The 15,476-nt window shown below is 62.3% G+C and carries 13 protein-coding genes; 8 read left to right on the top strand and 5 right to left on the bottom strand.

The window, feature by feature from the left end; all coding sequences use genetic code 11:
• Window positions 1-123: 123 nt before the first annotated feature.
• Window positions 124-1,791, top strand: coding sequence for an FMN-binding glutamate synthase family protein (locus LU682_RS01210; RefSeq protein ID WP_010951638.1), 1,668 nt, complete (start codon window positions 124-126; stop codon window positions 1,789-1,791).
• A gap of 30 nt (window positions 1,792-1,821) precedes the next feature.
• Here the strand turns inward: LU682_RS01210 and LU682_RS01205 are convergent, their stop codons facing one another.
• Window positions 1,822-3,141, bottom strand: coding sequence for an OprD family porin (locus LU682_RS01205; protein ID WP_003255784.1), 1,320 nt, complete (start codon window positions 3,139-3,141; stop codon window positions 1,822-1,824).
• Window positions 3,142-3,615: 474 nt separating this feature from the next.
• Between LU682_RS01205 and LU682_RS01200 the strand changes: the two genes are divergently transcribed.
• Window positions 3,616-5,685, top strand: coding sequence for a TonB-dependent receptor (locus LU682_RS01200; RefSeq protein ID WP_010951637.1), 2,070 nt, complete (start codon window positions 3,616-3,618; stop codon window positions 5,683-5,685).
• 457 nt (window positions 5,686-6,142) lie between these two features.
• Here the strand turns inward: LU682_RS01200 and aguA are convergent, their stop codons facing one another.
• Window positions 6,143-7,249, bottom strand: coding sequence for an agmatine deiminase (gene aguA, locus LU682_RS01190; RefSeq protein WP_010951636.1), 1,107 nt, complete (start codon window positions 7,247-7,249; stop codon window positions 6,143-6,145).
• A gap of 277 nt (window positions 7,250-7,526) precedes the next feature.
• Here aguA and rfbC point away from each other — a divergent pair, with 277 nt between their 5' ends.
• The 4 genes from rfbC to LU682_RS01170 are packed head-to-tail and all read left to right on the top strand — an operon-like array spanning window position 7,527 to window position 11,787.
• On the top strand, window positions 7,527-8,072 hold the full coding sequence (rfbC, locus tag LU682_RS01185; protein ID WP_010951635.1) for a dTDP-4-dehydrorhamnose 3,5-epimerase: 546 nt from the start codon (window positions 7,527-7,529) through the stop codon (window positions 8,070-8,072).
• Between the two features lie 42 nt (window positions 8,073-8,114).
• Complete coding sequence (locus LU682_RS01180; protein WP_010951634.1) at window positions 8,115-9,929, top strand: sensor histidine kinase; 1,815 nt, start codon at window positions 8,115-8,117, stop codon at window positions 9,927-9,929.
• On the top strand, window positions 9,926-11,332 hold the full coding sequence (locus LU682_RS01175) for a sigma-54-dependent transcriptional regulator (RefSeq protein ID WP_010951633.1): 1,407 nt from the start codon (window positions 9,926-9,928) through the stop codon (window positions 11,330-11,332). The genes LU682_RS01180 and LU682_RS01175 overlap by 4 nt, the downstream gene beginning before the upstream one ends.
• Window positions 11,332-11,787, top strand: a complete 456-nt coding sequence (locus tag LU682_RS01170) for a thioesterase domain-containing protein (RefSeq protein ID WP_010951632.1) — start codon at window positions 11,332-11,334, stop codon at window positions 11,785-11,787. The genes LU682_RS01175 and LU682_RS01170 overlap by 1 nt, the downstream gene beginning before the upstream one ends.
• A gap of 82 nt (window positions 11,788-11,869) precedes the next feature.
• Here the strand turns inward: LU682_RS01170 and cysQ are convergent, their stop codons facing one another.
• Entirely contained in the window at window positions 11,870-12,688 is an 819-nt protein-coding gene (gene cysQ, locus LU682_RS01165) for a 3'(2'),5'-bisphosphate nucleotidase CysQ (protein WP_049588063.1), read from the bottom strand.
• Complete coding sequence (nudE, locus tag LU682_RS01160) at window positions 12,685-13,251, bottom strand: ADP compounds hydrolase NudE (protein ID WP_003255794.1); 567 nt, start codon at window positions 13,249-13,251, stop codon at window positions 12,685-12,687. Before nudE ends, cysQ begins: the two co-directional genes overlap by 4 nt.
• Window positions 13,252-13,315: 64 nt before the next feature.
• Between nudE and yrfG the strand changes: the two genes are divergently transcribed.
• A complete protein-coding gene (gene yrfG, locus LU682_RS01155) occupies window positions 13,316-13,978 on the top strand; it encodes a GMP/IMP nucleotidase (RefSeq protein ID WP_010951630.1) in 663 nt (220 codons plus the stop codon).
• A gap of 50 nt (window positions 13,979-14,028) precedes the next feature.
• Here yrfG and lysM read toward each other — a convergent pair whose 3' ends face one another.
• Window positions 14,029-14,469, bottom strand: a complete 441-nt coding sequence (gene lysM / locus LU682_RS01150; protein ID WP_010951629.1) for a peptidoglycan-binding protein LysM — start codon at window positions 14,467-14,469, stop codon at window positions 14,029-14,031.
• Between the two features lie 175 nt (window positions 14,470-14,644).
• Here lysM and fdhD point away from each other — a divergent pair, with 175 nt between their 5' ends.
• Window positions 14,645-15,475, top strand: coding sequence for a formate dehydrogenase accessory sulfurtransferase FdhD (gene fdhD, locus LU682_RS01145; RefSeq protein ID WP_010951628.1), 831 nt, complete (start codon window positions 14,645-14,647; stop codon window positions 15,473-15,475).
• Window position 15,476: the final 1 nt, after the last annotated feature.

Raw genomic sequence — 15,476 nt, 5'->3', positions numbered from 1 at the left:
CACCATAGGACTGCGCAGGCCAGGGAATTCGCAATCAGGTAACAGTCTTTTACCGATTACCCAGGTTTTCCGTCCCCTGCGTTTGCCTATCCTAGGCCCGGTCATCCTGCCTGCGATGGACCCATGAAACACTCTCTTCCCAGCCGCTACGCCTGCCTCGTACTCTGCCTTGTCTTCACTTTCGCCAGCCTGCCCCTGCTGGCCCAACATGCCTGGCTGTGGCCGGTAACGCTGATCACCGCGCTGCTCAGCCTGGTCGGTCTGAATGACCTGCGCCAAAGCCACCATGCGGTGCGACGCAACTACCCGATCCTGGGCAATATCCGTTACCTGATCGAAACCATCCGCCCGGAAATCCGCCAGTACCTGATCGAAGGTGACGACGACAAGCTGCCGTTCTCCCGCTCGCAACGCTCGCTGGTCTACGCCCGCGCCAAGAACGAAAGCGCCGAGAAAGCGTTCGGCACGCTCAACGACGCCTACAAACCTGGTTTCGAATTCATCAGCCATTCCATGCTACCGGTGGCCACGCCAGACCCTGCGTCGTTCCGCATTGCCATCGGCGGGCCGCAATGCCGAATGCCCTACTCGGCCTCGATCTTCAACATCTCGGCGATGAGTTTCGGCGCCCTCAGCGCCAACGCCATCGCCGCGCTCAACCGCGGCGCGCGCATGGGCCGGTTTGCCCATGACACTGGCGAAGGCAGCATCAGCCCTTACCACCGTGAACACGGCGGCGATCTGATCTGGGAAATTGGCAGCGGCTACTTCGGCTGCCGCACCGAGGACGGTCGTTTCGATCCACAGCGCTTCGCCGAACAGGCCCGCTCGGCACAGGTGAAGATGATCGAGATCAAGCTCAGCCAGGGCGCCAAGCCTGGCCACGGCGGCATTTTACCGGGGCACAAGGTCAGCCCCGAAATTGCCGAGACCCGTGGCGTACGCGCAGGCGAGGACTGCATCTCGCCGGCGGCGCACAGCGCCTTCCGCACACCGGTCGAGCTGCTGCAGTTCGTAGCCGGCCTGCGCGAGCTTTCGGGCGGCAAGCCCGTGGGCTTCAAGTTCTGCCTGGGCCACCCTTGGGAATTCATGGGCATTGCCAAGGCCATGCTCGCCACCGGCATCACCCCTGACTTCATCGTTGTCGACGGCAAGGAAGGCGGCACCGGCGCGGCACCTCGCGAGTTCAGCGACAACATGGGCGTGCCGATGCGCGAAGGCTTGATGTTCGTGCACAACACGTTGGTCGGCCTGAACCTGCGCTCCAGCATCCGCATTGGTGCGGCGGGCAAGATCGTCAGCGCCTTCGACATTGCCAGCGTATTGGCCATCGGCGCTGACTGGGTCAATTCGGCACGCGGTTTCATGTTTGCCATTGGCTGTATTCAGTCGCAGAGCTGCCACACCAACAAGTGCCCGACCGGCGTGGCGACCCAAGACCCTCTGCGCCAGCGCGCCCTGGTGGTGCCAGACAAGGCCGAGCGGGTAGCCAGCTTCCACCGCAACACACTGCACGCACTGGCCGAGATGCTGGCTGCCGCAGGCCTGGAGCACCCTTCGGAGCTCAAGCCCAAACACCTGGCACGGCGCGTCAGCCCCAGCGAAATCGGGTTGTTTTCAGACTTGCACACATTCCTCAAACCAGGTGAGTTACTCAGTGGCTCGATCGAAAGCGAGTTTTATGCGCGGATGTGGCGGATGGCGCGTAGCGACAGCTTTGCACCGGAGACCGTAAGCCCAGCGCCGGCTCAAACAGTAACCGTTCGCCGAAAAGAAACAGCCCCGGCATAGGCCGGGGCTGTTCGATACATCAGATCAGAATCAGAAGATGCTGATCGGGTACTCGACGAATACGCGGACTTCGTTGCCGTCGTCGTTGTAACCGTTCTGCTGCACGGCGTTGTTGGTACGCAAGAACGAGCTACGCAGCTTGATCGACAGGTCCTTGGCCGGGCCGTCCTGCACCACGTAACGGATCTGGTTGAAGATCTCGCGCTCTTTACCTTCGCCGAAGCCTTGCGGGTTGGCGACGTTGCGGGTGTTGATGTTGTCACCCACCACGTAAGCCAGCTTGTAGGTCAGGCCCGGAATGCCGTAGGCACCGAAGTCCAGGCCGTAGCCCAGTTGCCAGGAGCGCTCGTCTTCGGCGTTGAAGTCGGACCAGTACGAGTTGGCCAGGTAGATGGTGGAACCACCGTCACCCACGCCGCCGGCGTTCTGGTAGAAGCCGTAGTTGTAGCCCGTGCTGCCAGTGCTGCGCTGGTGAGCGAGGGTGAACGAGTGCGCACCGTACGCGTAGGTGGCTGCAAGACTCCAGATGGTGTTGGAGTCGCCGTTCAGGCCTGCGGCTTTTACGTACTTGTTGTTGATGTCCGACTTGTAGCCGTTGAAGTCCAGGGTCAGGGACTGGTCGCTGGCGATCGGGAAGACGTAGTTCAAGCCCAGGTAGTGCTTCTTCATCACATCTTCGTTGTCGGCGGTGTACAGCGAAGCGGTGAAGTTGTCGGTGAACTTGTAGCTGCCACCTAAGACGTTGATCGACTTCAGGCCACCACCATCACGGCGCTCGGCGCTCTTGCGCGCTTCCTGGGTGAAGCGGCCGGCGTTCAGTTCCAGGCCCTGGATCTCTTTGGAGGTGATCAGGGTGCCGGTGAAGCTTTCTGGCAGCAGACGTGCATCGTCGTACTGCAGCACTGGCAGTGCTGGCATCTGGTCACCGTACTTCAGCACGGTGTTGGAAATGCGGAACTTCACAGCAGCACCACCACGCGCCAGGTTGTGCGGCGAGCTGGCGTTGCCTTCGGCATTGGTGGTTTCGTGCGGCTTGAAGAAGTCGACGCCGCCACCACCGTTGTGGCCTTTGCCGCCATCCAGGCGCACGGCGTACAGGCCGAATGCGTCTACACCGACGCCAACGGTGCCTTGGGTGAAACCGGAGGAGAAGTTGGCGATGAACGCCTGGCCCCATTCGATCTGGTCGTCGGTGCCATGCTTCTTGTCACGGTTGATGTAGGCGTTGCGCAGAAGGACGTTGGCGTGACTGTCCTCGATGAAGCCCTTGCTGTCAGCCTGGTCATTGGCCTGAGCCTGGGTCGCGGCGATCATCGCCAGGGCGACCAGGCTGATCCTGGTTTTCAACATGTTGTTTTCCTTATTTCTTAATCAAAAACGCGCTGCAATATGACGCCAGGAACCAACGCCCCTTCGTAGGTTCGACGCTATGCGGATCCAGCCGGGTGGGCCGACCGGTAATTTCACGGCGGCCCTTGGCAGCAGCTTGGCCAATACCATGGCCAGCAGGCGTTGGCCGAATCCTAGCCGTGTGCGATTACAAATGTCAAAAAGTCGTGAAATGCAGGTTGATATAACCGAAATTACCGGCCTGTCTGGTGCATTTCCATGCAGGTTTGCGCTATCAGCGGGCAATTTATCTTGTGTAGGAAATTGCCATTTGATCGAACGGACAATTTCCTGGGAGCAGGCAGAGCGTGGCCGCAGAGGCTGTTACAAACGGACACATATGTAAAGACAAGCCTTTACAAATACCCAAGCAAGAGCAAATAACAAGCATTACCATTCGCACTTTATTTTCAACTGCCCGTCCCGGATGTGCCCATGCTTGTACCCTGCCGTCTTTCACCCCTGACGCTCGGCCTGTCGCTGCTGTTCAGCGCCAGCCTGGCCAGTGCCGCCGCCACCACACTGCCGGAGTCGTCGGTTACCGCCGACAGCGAACGCGAGAAGGACAACCCGCGGGTGAAGGAGGTGAGCACCGCAACCCGCACCTCGACGCCCGTGCGTTATGTGCCGCAGGCCATCGATACGGTGAAAACCTCCAATGTGCTGGATTACGGCAGCAACACGCTGGGCAAGGCGCTGGAGGGTATCCCCAACGTCAGCAGCGGCGCCGACACCCGTTTTGACAGCGTACGCATCCGCGGCTTCGAGGCCAGCAACGACTTCTACCTGGACGGTATCCGCGACGACAGCCAGTACATCCGCGACCTGCACAACATCGAGCGGGTCGAAGTGCTGAAGGGGCCTGCAGCGGTACTGTATGGCCGTGGCAGCCAGGGCGGCATCGTCAACAGGGTCAGCAAGGCACCGGAGCCGGGTCGCCGCTCGACCATCGAAGCGCAGGCCGGCAGCGAAGACCTGCGCAGCCTGTATGCCGACCTCAGCGCAGACCCCAGCGACACGGTCAGCCTGCGCCTGAACATGGGCAACCAGGACAACAACAGCTTTCGCGAGGGTATCGACGGCAGCCGCCAACTGTTCGCCCCGTCGATCAGCTGGCAGATCACCCCCGACCTGAACTGGCTGGTGCAGTATGAATACAGCCGCTACAACCGCACACCAGACCGCGGCATCCCGAGTGTCAACGGCCGCCCGGCAGACGTCAGCCGCAGCGCCACCTACGGCGACCATCGCGACTACATTGACGACCGCGCCCAGTCGCTGCGCTCGCGTCTGAACTACCAGCTGAACGAAACCTGGCAGCTGCGCCACACCCTGGGCCTGTTCAAACTCGACAGCGAGTTCGACAACACCTATGTCACGGGCTACAACGCCGGCACCAATACCTTGACCCGCCAACGCTGGCAGCAGGACCTGAACACCCGCAACCTATTCAACAACCTGGAGGCCGAGGGCGACTTCGACACCTTGGGCCTTGAACACAAGCTGCTGCTGGGCCTGGAGTTCGGCAACCAGCGGCGCGATCCGCTGCTATACAGCGCCGGCAGCCAGAGCCTGCCAGGCCTGGGCAAACCCAGCCAGCCGCACAATGGTACGTTGGCGGTATCGAGCAACAACCACACCGTGGTCGACAGCCGCGGGGTTTATCTGCAGGACCAGATTCGCCTGAACGATCAGTGGCAGGTTCTCGCCGGCGTGCGCTTTGACCAGTTCGAAGTGGAAACCACCAACAAGGATGGCTTGCGCGAACCGCAGGACAGCAACAGCACCAGCCCACGCCTGGGCGTGGTCTACACGCCATGGCGCGACCATTCGTTCTACGCCTCGTGGAGCAAGACTTTCTCACCGGTGGGTGGCGGCTTGATCGGCATCACCCCAGGGGCACAGGGCAACACCAATAAAACCGACCCGGAAGAGACCCGGCAGAAAGAAATAGGCGTAAAGAGCGACTGGTTGGATCAGCGCCTGACCACCACCCTGGCCATCTACGAGCTGGAACTTTACAACCGCCGCACCCGCGACCCAAACGACCCGAACATCATCTTGCTCAGCGGCATGCAGCGTTCACGCGGCATCGAGCTGACTGCCACCGGCAACATCGTCGGCAACTGGTATGTACGCGGCGGCATTGGCCTGCAGGATGCGATCATCGTCAAGGACAATAACGGCCAGGAAGGCAACCGCATCAATGACGTGGCCAAGCGCAATGGCAGCCTGTTCGTGACCTGGAAGCCAGAATTGGGGTGGTACGCCGAAACCGGGCTGACACTGGTGGGCGAGCGTTATGCGGACAACCAGAACACCACGGTATTACCAGGGTATGGCCGTTGGGATGCACTGGCGGGGTATCGGACCCATGACTGGGATGTGCGGGCGGCATTGAGCAACATTGCTGACAAGACCTACTACAGCTCGGCGACCAGTGCGGCGCAGATCCAGGTGGGCGATCCGCGTAGCCTTGTGGTGACGGGTAGCTACAGTTTCTGATTTTAAGTTGCCTGTACCTGCCTCTTCGCGAGCATGCCCGCGAAGAGGCAGGTACAGGTGCAATCGATCAGTGCCACACCGCCATCAGCGCCTGCATCTCTGCTTCGCTGATCAACCCTTGGGGGTATCGCCCGGCAAGCAGACGTCGTGGGTCGGTCGTCCTGACCCTGATGCTTCCATGGTGTTTCAACCGCTTCGCCAAAAGCCTGAGCGATTGGCGATCAACTGCCGATGGGCGCAAAGCCGACTCACTTGCTGCGTTCATGTCCACACGTACTCCCTGGCCCGTGAGCGGCTAATTTACGTAGGTATTGTTACAGATCAGAGGCGCGGCCTGACCGTGCCATCTTGCTATCTGCTTGAAAAACAATACAAAACGTATGCCAGCTCGGCTTCCGGGCGTCGCCCGCGCAAAAAAGAGGCCCGTCACATGACGGGCCTCTCATTCATTACGGGCTCAGCGCTTGACCGGCGCCGGCTGCTGTTGGGTCAGGCAGTGAATGTTGCCGCCACCCAAGAGCAGCTCGCGGCCCGGGATCATCACCACCTCATGGTCGGGGAAGATCCTTGCCAGGATCGCTCTGGCTTCGGCATCTGCCGGGTCGTCGAAGCTTGGGGCAATGATGCCACCGTTAACAATCAGGAAGTTCACGTACGAACCCGCCAGGCGCACCGACGGGTCACGCTCCTGGCTGCCGGCGACCTGGTCGACACCGGCGCACTCTTCGGCAGTGGCAAACAGCGGGCCCGGGATCGGCATCTTGTGCACGATGAACTCGCGGCCCTTGGCGTCGCGGGTGTTCTTCAGCACATCCATGGCCGCGTGGCAGCGCGCATAGTTGGGGTCGTTGGAATCATCGGTCCAGGCCAGTAACACTTCACCCGGGCGCACGTAACAGCAGAAGTTGTCGACGTGACCGTCAGTTTCGTCGTTGTACAGGCCATCGGGCAGCCATACCACGGTGTCGACCGCCAAGTGATCGCGCAGCACCGCTTCAATCTGCTCGCGGCTCAGGTGCGGGTTGCGGTTGCGGTTGAGCAGGCATTCCTCAGTGGTGATCACGGTGCCTTCACCGTCTACGTGGATCGAACCACCTTCCAGCACAAAGCCTTCGGTCTGGTAGCGCTGGCAGCGCTCCATTTCCAGCACCTTGGCGGCCAGTTCCTCGTCGCGGTTCCAGGGTGCGTACAGGCCGCCATCGAAGCCGCCCCAGGCGTTGAAGCCCCAATCTACACCGCGCACTTCGCCATGGTCGTTGATGACGAAGGTAGGGCCGGTGTCACGCACCCAGGCATCGTCGTTGCTGATTTCAACCACACGAATGTTCGGCTGGTCGAGTTGGCGCCGGGCGTTCTCGTACTGGCCGGCGGAGACCGCGACGGTTACAGGTTCGAAACGGGCAATGGCCTTGGCCAGGGTTACGTGGGCAGCCTGCGCCGGCTTGCCGCCCAGACGCCAGTTGTCCGGGCGCTCCGGCCAGACCATCCATACCTGAGTTTGTGGGGCCCACTCGGCGGGCATGTGGAAACCATCGGCACGGGGCGTGGAGTTGAGGGTTTTCATGGGTGACCTCTGTGATGGCCCTGAGCCGGGTATGCTGGGGCGTTTGTCAATTTATAACCGATATATATCGATATTTGAAGCCTGAAAATCGAAGAATTCCGCGCCATTCGGCGAATTTAAATCGATAACAATCGACACCTATCAGCGCTGGTCTGGTGAAAGGAACGGCCTGCTGTCTACCATAGCCACACCTTATGCATCCTGTTACAGCTACGCGCGGAAATTTCCGGCAAGGCCGACTAGGGTCAATACTTGAACGACGGGCCAGCGAGCCGCTATGAACATCATCCCTACAGCAATCCCTGAAGTACTGATCATCGAGCCGAAGGTGTTCGCTGACAGCCGTGGTTTTTTCTTCGAGGCATTCAACGCCCGTGAGTTCTCAGAGCAAACCGGCGTGAACGTGACGTTCGTCCAGGACAACCACTCGCGCTCCATCAAGGGCGTGCTCCGTGGGCTGCACTACCAGGTGGCAAACACCCAGGGCAAGCTGGTGCGCGTGGTGCACGGGGAAATCCGCGATATCGCCGTGGACGTGCGCAAAAGCTCGCCAACATTCGGTAAATGGGTCGCGGTGCACCTGTCAGCCGACAACCATCGCCAGCTGTGGATTCCGCCTGGCTTCGCCCACGGTTTTGCGGTGATGAGTGAATCGGCAGAGTTCCTCTACAAGACCACCGACTACTACAACCCTGGCGCCGACCGCTGTATCCGCTGGGACGACCCGCAACTGGCCATCGACTGGGGGCTGCAGCAGCCACCGCTGTTATCGGACAAGGACAAGGTGGGCCTGCCATTGGCAGAGGCGGAAGTGCTGCCTTAACTAGCGCATAATTGCGTCAGACTTTTCTGGCGCATTTACCTGATGATTGCAAAGCCCACGCCCCCACGCCGTCCCCGCTGGCGCAGCCTGGCCCTGCTGGCGCTGATCTTGGCCCCATTACTATGGCCCCTGCATCACTTGGCCGAACGCTATTACCAGGAAGAACTGGCCTCGCAGAACCGCCAGACCCTCGACCTGTATGTCGCCAACCTGCTCGGCACCCTGCACCGCTACGAGACCTTGCCGCAAATTCTCGGCGACTTGCCAGCGCTGCGTGGCGTGCTGGCCGACCCTTTCCGCCTGGAAGCGGTGACCAACGCCAACCGCCTGCTCAAGGACATCGTGCAGAAGACCGGTGCCGAGGTGATGTACCTGATGGACGTCAGCGGCAACACCTTGGCCGCCTCGAACTGGGACAAGCACGACAGCTTCGTCGGCCGAAACTTCGCCTTCCGCCCTTACTTCAACGAAGCCATGGCCGGCCACCTTGGCCGCTTCTTCGGCCAGGGCACCACCTCGGCCAAGCGCGGCTACTTCTTTGCCGCGGCCGTGCGCGACCGCGAGCGGATCGTCGGCGTGCTGGTGGTCAAAGTCGATCTCGACCACACCGAAACCCTGTGGGGCCGTACGCCCGAGCAGCTGTTGCTGACCGATCACAATGGCGTGGTCATCCTGACTTCGCGGCCCGACTGGCGCTTCCGTGCTACCCGCACGCTGACCGACGCCGAGCGCCAGGCCATCATCGCCATCCAGCCCTATCCGACCCAGGCCCCACAGCCGCTGGTTCTCAACCCGCAGGCCTGGATCACCCAGACCCGCGACATCAAGGAAACTGGTTGGCAAGTCAGCATCCTCGCCCCGCGCACGCTGGTTGATCGCTCGGTGCAGACGGTAATGGCCATCGGTGCCGGTACGCTGCTGGTACTGATGTTGCTGGCAGGCCTGGTGATGCAACGGCGGCGCCATTACATCGACCGCATCGACTTCGAAGCCCGTGGCCGCCAGGAACTGGAAAAGCGCGTGGCCGAACGTACCGCCGACCTTGAAGGCCTGAACACCCGCCTGAAAAATGCCGTGCTGGAGCGCGAAAACGCTCAGCAGGAGGCAGTGCGCGCACAGGACGAACTGGTGCAGGCCGGCAAGCTGTCGGTGCTCGGCACCATGTCGGCCAGTATCAGCCATGAGTTGAACCAGCCCCTGGCCGCCATCCGCAGCTACGCAGAAAACGCCGAGATCCTGCTCGACCACCAACGTACCGAAGACGCCCGCGGCAACCTCAAGCTGATCGGCGAGCTGACCGGGCGCATGGCCTCGATCATTGCCCACCTGCGTGCCTTCGCCCGTCGTGACCGTCATGCCCCGGAGAGCGTGGCCCTGCAGCCGGCTCTGGACGATGCCCTGGCGCTGCTGGCCAAGCGCCGCCGGGCGATGGCCGTAGAGCTGATCCGCGACCTGCCGGAAGCCACCTTGTGGGTTCAGGCCGGCGAAACCCGCCTGCGCCAAGTGCTAGGCAACCTGCTGGCCAATGCCCTCGACGCCCTGACCGAAAAAGCCAACCCGCGCCGCCTGTGGCTAAGTGCCGAGCAGCGTGATGACTGCGTCTACCTGTACATCCGTGACAACGGCCCCGGCTTCAGCCGCCAGGCCCTGGAGCACGCCAAGGAGCCGTTCTTCACCACCAAGACCCGCACCCAGGGCCTGGGCCTGGGGCTGGCCATCTGTGAAAGCCTGATGCGCGCCCTGGGCGGTGAACTGCTGCTGGCCAACCACCCGGAAGGTGGCGCAATGCTGACTCTCCAGCTGCGGGTGGCCGCATCTGGCGCTACTTTGCCCAATTCGGAGGACCCCTCGGCATGACCACCGAGACACTGATCGACAGCCGAGCCCAGGTCATCCTGGTGGACGATGACCCCCACCTGCGCCAAGCCTTGAGCCAGACCCTGGACCTGGCCGGGCTCAAGGTAGTCGCGCTGGCCGAAGCCCAAGGCCTGGCCGAGCGTATCGAGGCCGACTGGCCCGGCGTGGTGGTCAGCGACATTCGCATGCCGGGCATCGATGGCCTGCAGTTGCTGGAACAACTGCACGGCCGCGACAGCGAACTGCCGGTGCTGCTGATTACCGGCCATGGCGATGTGCCGCTGGCGGTGCAGGCGATGCGCGCCGGGGCTTATGACTTCCTGGAAAAACCCTTTGCCACAGACGCCCTGCTCGACAGCGTGCGCCGCGCCCTGGCTTTGCGCCGGCTGGTGCTGGACAACCGTAGCCTGCGTCTGGCACTGAGCGACCGCCAGCAACTGGCAACCCGCCTGGTCGGCCATTCACCGGCCATGCTGCGCCTGCGCGAGCAGATCGGCGCTTTGGCCGGCACCCGCGCCGACGTGTTGATTCTGGGCGAAACCGGCGCCGGCAAAGAGGTGGTGGCCCGCGCGCTGCACGACCTGTCCAGCCGCAGCGAAGGGCCGTTCGTGGCGATCAACGCCGGCGCGCTGGCCGAATCGGTGGTCGAAAGCGAACTGTTCGGCCACGAGCCCGGTGCGTTCACCGGCGCGCAGAAACGCCGTATCGGCAAGTTCGAATTTGCCAACGGCGGCACGCTGTTCCTCGACGAAATCGAGAGCATGAGCCTGGATGTACAGGTGAAGTTGCTGCGCATGCTGCAGGAGCGAGTGGTCGAACGCCTGGGCGGCAACCAGTTGATCCCGCTGGACATCCGCATCATAGCCGCGACCAAGGAAGACCTGCGTCAGTCTGCCGACCAAGGGCGTTTCCGCGCAGACCTGTATTACCGCCTGAACGTGGCGCCGCTGCGTATTCCGCCACTGCGTGAACGCGGCGACGACATATTGGTGTTGTTCCAGCATTTCGCCGATGCTGCCAGCCAACGTCATGGCCTGTCGCCGCATGCGCTGCAACCCGCGCAACGCGCCCTGCTGCTGCGTCATGACTGGCCAGGCAACGTCCGCGAGCTACAGAACGCCGCCGAGCGTTTCGCCCTTGGCCTGGAGCTGGCACTGGATGGCCAGGCACCCTCGGCAGCAGCCCCGGCAGCGCCCATGCTCAGCGGCAACCTCAGCGAACAGGTCGAGCAATTCGAACGTTCGCTGATCGCCGCCGAACTGGCCCAGCCACACGGCTCCATGCGGAGCCTGGCCGAAGCACTGGGTATCCCCCGCAAAACCTTGCACGACAAGCTGCGCAAGCATGGCTTGAACTTCGACGGCGGCAGCGGCGGGCATGACGATCAAGAGGACAACCGTTAATGAGCACCGATAGCCAGTACCTGCAGTCCGTACTGCACAGCGACATCCCCCTGACCCGCGAAATGGGCCTGGAAGTGATCGATTGGCAGCAGCACACCCTGCGCCTGCAACTGCCGCTGGCGGCCAACGTCAACCACAAAAGCACCATGTTCGGCGGCAGCCTGTACTGCGCAGCAGTGCTGGTGGGTTGGGGCTGGCTGCACCTGCGCCTGCGTGAACTGGGGATCGATGACGGGCATATCGTCATCCAGGAAGGGCAGATCAGCTACCCGTTGCCAGTGACCGGCACGGCGGTGGCGCGTTGTGCCGCGCCAGACGAGAAAACCTGGGAGCGGTTCCTGACCCTGTACCAGCGGCGTGGGCGGGCACGGTTGACGTTGGAGACCACGGTGAGCAATGACGGCAGTGACGAGCCGGCGGTGAGGTTCAGCGGCCAGTACGTTCTGCACCGCTAGTACGACTAACGCGGCCTTTGTGGGAGCGGCCTTGCGGCCCTTTCGCGACGCAAGGCCGCTCCCACAGGATCGTGCCAGGCAGTTAGATGAGGTTCAGGAAGGCCTGGCGCCATTCAGCATTTACCGGCAACGCCAGGAAGTACGGGTTAAGCAGCGACTCGCGCGGCGGATACCGGAACGGCAAGCCATCCAGCCCGATCACTTCGCCACCGGCCCCCTCCACCACACCCTGCGCCGCAGCAGTATCCCACTGCGAAGTCGGCGCCAGGCGCGGATAACAATCGGCGCTGCCCTCGGCCAACAGGCAGAACTTCAACGAGCTGCCGATATTGGCCAGCTCCAGCTCGCCCACCGCAGCCCCAAGGCCGGCCAACAGCGCTTCCTGCTCCGGGCTGGAATGCCGACGGCTGGCCACCACGGTAAAACGCTCGCCCTGCGCGGGTGCGTTGCGTACTTGGATCAGCTGGGCTGCCTCACCGGCATCTGCACGCCAGGCCCCCATGCCGCGTCCACCAAAATAGCAGCGCCCATTGGTGGGCATCGACACCACGCCAAACACCACCTCGCCGTTCTCGATCAGGGCGATGTTGACCGTGAACTCTTCACTGCCGGCAATGAATTCCTTGGTGCCATCCAGCGGATCGACCAGCCACCAGCGGCTCCAGTTTTGCCGCTCGGCCAGCGCAATATTGCAGTCCTCTTCGGACAGCACCGGAATCTGCGGCGCCAGCGCCAGCAGACCATCGGCGATTACCCGGTGCGCGGCTAGGTCGGCGGCGGTAACCGGCGAATCGTCGGCCTTGTTGGTTACCGCGACATCGGCGCGCCAGAATGGCAGGATCGCCTCGCCTGCCGTCAGCGCCAGCTTGACCACTTCATGCATCAGTTGCAGGTCGTTCATAGCTCCAGCAGCCCCCGCTGAATCAGCAGGTCACGGGCCAGGTACAGCGCCGCCAGGGCGCGGCCCTCGGTGAACTGCGGATGCATGGCCAAGGCCGACAACTCACGCAGGTTGACCTTGTCGACCCGCATCGGCTCGGGCTCGTCGCCTTCCAGGCGCTCTTCGTACAGGTCGCTGGCCAGCACCACCTGAATCTTCTGGCTCATGTAGCCCGGCGACAGCGACAGTTCCGTCAGGTGCTCCAGCTGGCGTGCGCCAAAACCGGCTTCTTCCTTGAGCTCCCGGTCGGCTGCCGCCAGCACGTCTTCGCCCGGCTCGATCAGGCCCTTGGGCAACGACAGCTCGTATTCATCGGTGCCACCGCAGTATTCCTCCACCAGCACGGCGTGCTCGGCATCGAGCATGGCCACGATCATCACCGCGCCGTAGCCGTTACCCCGGCCCACCAGGCGCTCATAGGTGCGCTCGGCACCATTGCTGAAGCGCAGCTGTACGGCTTCGACGCGGAACAGGCGGCTACTGGCGACAATTTCGCGGCTGAGTACGGTGGGTTTCTGGCGCATGGGGCGGCTCCTTGGCGTGAACGGGTTACTATACCGTGGCTTGCCGACTGATCGAGAGTTTCCCATGCCTGTTCTTCCCTGGTCTGCCATCGATACCGTCCTGCTGGACATGGATGGCACCCTGCTCGACCTGCATTACGACAACCGCTTCTGGCTGGACCACCTGCCCCAGCGCTATGCCGAGCTGCACGGTGTAAGCCGGGCCATGGCCGAAATGGAGCTGCAACCGCTGTTCGAACGCAATGCCGGCACATTGAACTGGTACTGCCTGGACTTCTGGAGCCGCGAGCTACGCCTGCCCATTCGCGAGCTGAAGCGGGAAATTGCCGACCTGATTGCCCTGCGCCCGGATGCCGATACCTTCCTGGCGGCGATTCGCCAGGCTGGCAAGCGTGTCGTGATGATCACCAATGCCCACCGTGACTCGCTGTCTCTGAAGCTGGAGCGGGTGGAGCTGGCACCATACTTCGAGCGGCTGATCAGCTCGCACGACTATGGCTACGCGAAGGAAAGCCCGCAGTTTTGGGATGCCCTGCAGGCGGATATCGGCTTCGAACCGGAACGCAGCCTGTTCATCGATGACACGCTGGCGATTCTGCGCAGTGCACGGCGGTTTGGTGTGGGGCACTTGCTGGCGGTGCGCCAGCCGGATAGCAAAGCAGGGCCGCGGGATACTGAAGAGTTTGCGGCGGTCGAGGATTACCGGGAGTTACTGGTAGGCCTGTAAGGCCCCATTCGCGGGCGCGCCCGCGAAGAGGCCTGTACAGACTTCAGCGATCAGTCAGGAATACGCAGCACCTGCCCCGGATAGATCTTGTCCGGGTGTTTGAGCATCGGCTTGTTGGCCTCGAAAATCTTGTTGTACTGATTGGCATTGCCATACACGACCATGGCAATGGCTGAAAGTGTGTCGCCCGATTTCACTGTGACGAACCTTGCCGCCTGGACTACCGGCCCGGTCACGGTGATCTGGTCCTCGACACTGGCCACGCCGCTGATGTTGCCCGCCGCCAGGATGATCTTCTCCTTCTCTTCCTGGCTGGCCACTTCACCCTTGAGGATGATCTTGTCTCCTTCTACAGTGGCGGTGATGTTGGGGTTGCCCAGGCCAACAGCTTCCACGTGTTTCTTTAGCTGCTCCTCGGCATTGGCGTTGCCAGGGGTCAGCAGGTCGATCAACTTCTCGCCGGCTTCCTTCACGAAACTGAACAGGCTCATTGCGCTCTCCTTGTTGACGAAACCTTGGACACAGGAGTCTAGGTCAGCTTTACCACTTCCGCCCTGCGCGACCAATCGACGCGGTCTATCAAGGCATAGACCCTAGCGATTAGACGCCGCCGGCCCACGCGCCTAGGCTTGTGCTATCAGAAAGCCGCCGGTATTCAGCGCCCCGATGAACAGCAAGCCTCCGGTCTGCGCGGCCTCATCGCCCTTGTCCATGCCCGCCGCCAGCAACACCTACGACTACGTCCAGCTCAGCGACGCCAAACGCGACAGCACCCCGCTGGCCGAGGAAGTGGCCCTGGCCATTGTCTATAACGGCCTCAACCAGGCAGTGATGCTGGTCAGCCCTACCGATCTGGAAGACTTCGCCGTCGGTTTCAGCGTCGGCAGCGGCATTGTCGAAGGCACCGCAGAAATCTACGACCTCAAGCTCTCCGGCAGCGGCTCGGCACTGTACGCCGACCTGGAAATCTCCAGCCGGGCGTTCTGGAACCTGAAAAACCAGCGCCGCCAACTGGCCGGCACCAGTGGTTGCGGCCTGTGTGGGGTCGAGGCACTGGAGCAGGCACTGCCGGATCTGGCCGTGTTGCCGGGTGCGCCCCTGCCCCCGGCCCAGTGGCTGGTCGGCCTGCGCGAGCGCATCGACGCCTTCCAGCCACTGGGCCAGCATTGCGGTGCCGTGCATGCAGCATTGTTCATGGACCGCCAAGGCGAACTGCTGCTTGGCCGCGAAGACATCGGCCGGCACAACGCCCTCGACAAACTGATCGGCGCCCTGCTGCGACAACGCATCGACACCCAGGGTGGCCTGGCCATCGTCACCAGCCGCTGCAGCCTCGAGCTGATCCAGAAAGTACTGCGTGCCGGCATCCAGACCCTGGTCAGCCTGTCGGCGCCCACCGGCCTTGCCCTGCAATGGGCGCGCAAGCACAACCTCAACCTTATCCACTTGCCCAAGCACAGCGCACCGCGGGTCTACAGCCCAGCGGCGGAGTCGTAAC

Source organism: Pseudomonas alloputida (assembly GCF_021283545.2).
GTDB classification, from domain to species: domain Bacteria; phylum Pseudomonadota; class Gammaproteobacteria; order Pseudomonadales; family Pseudomonadaceae; genus Aquipseudomonas; species Aquipseudomonas alloputida.
Note: the sequence above shows the minus strand (reverse complement) of the source record. Positions and strands in the feature narration are given on the sequence as shown.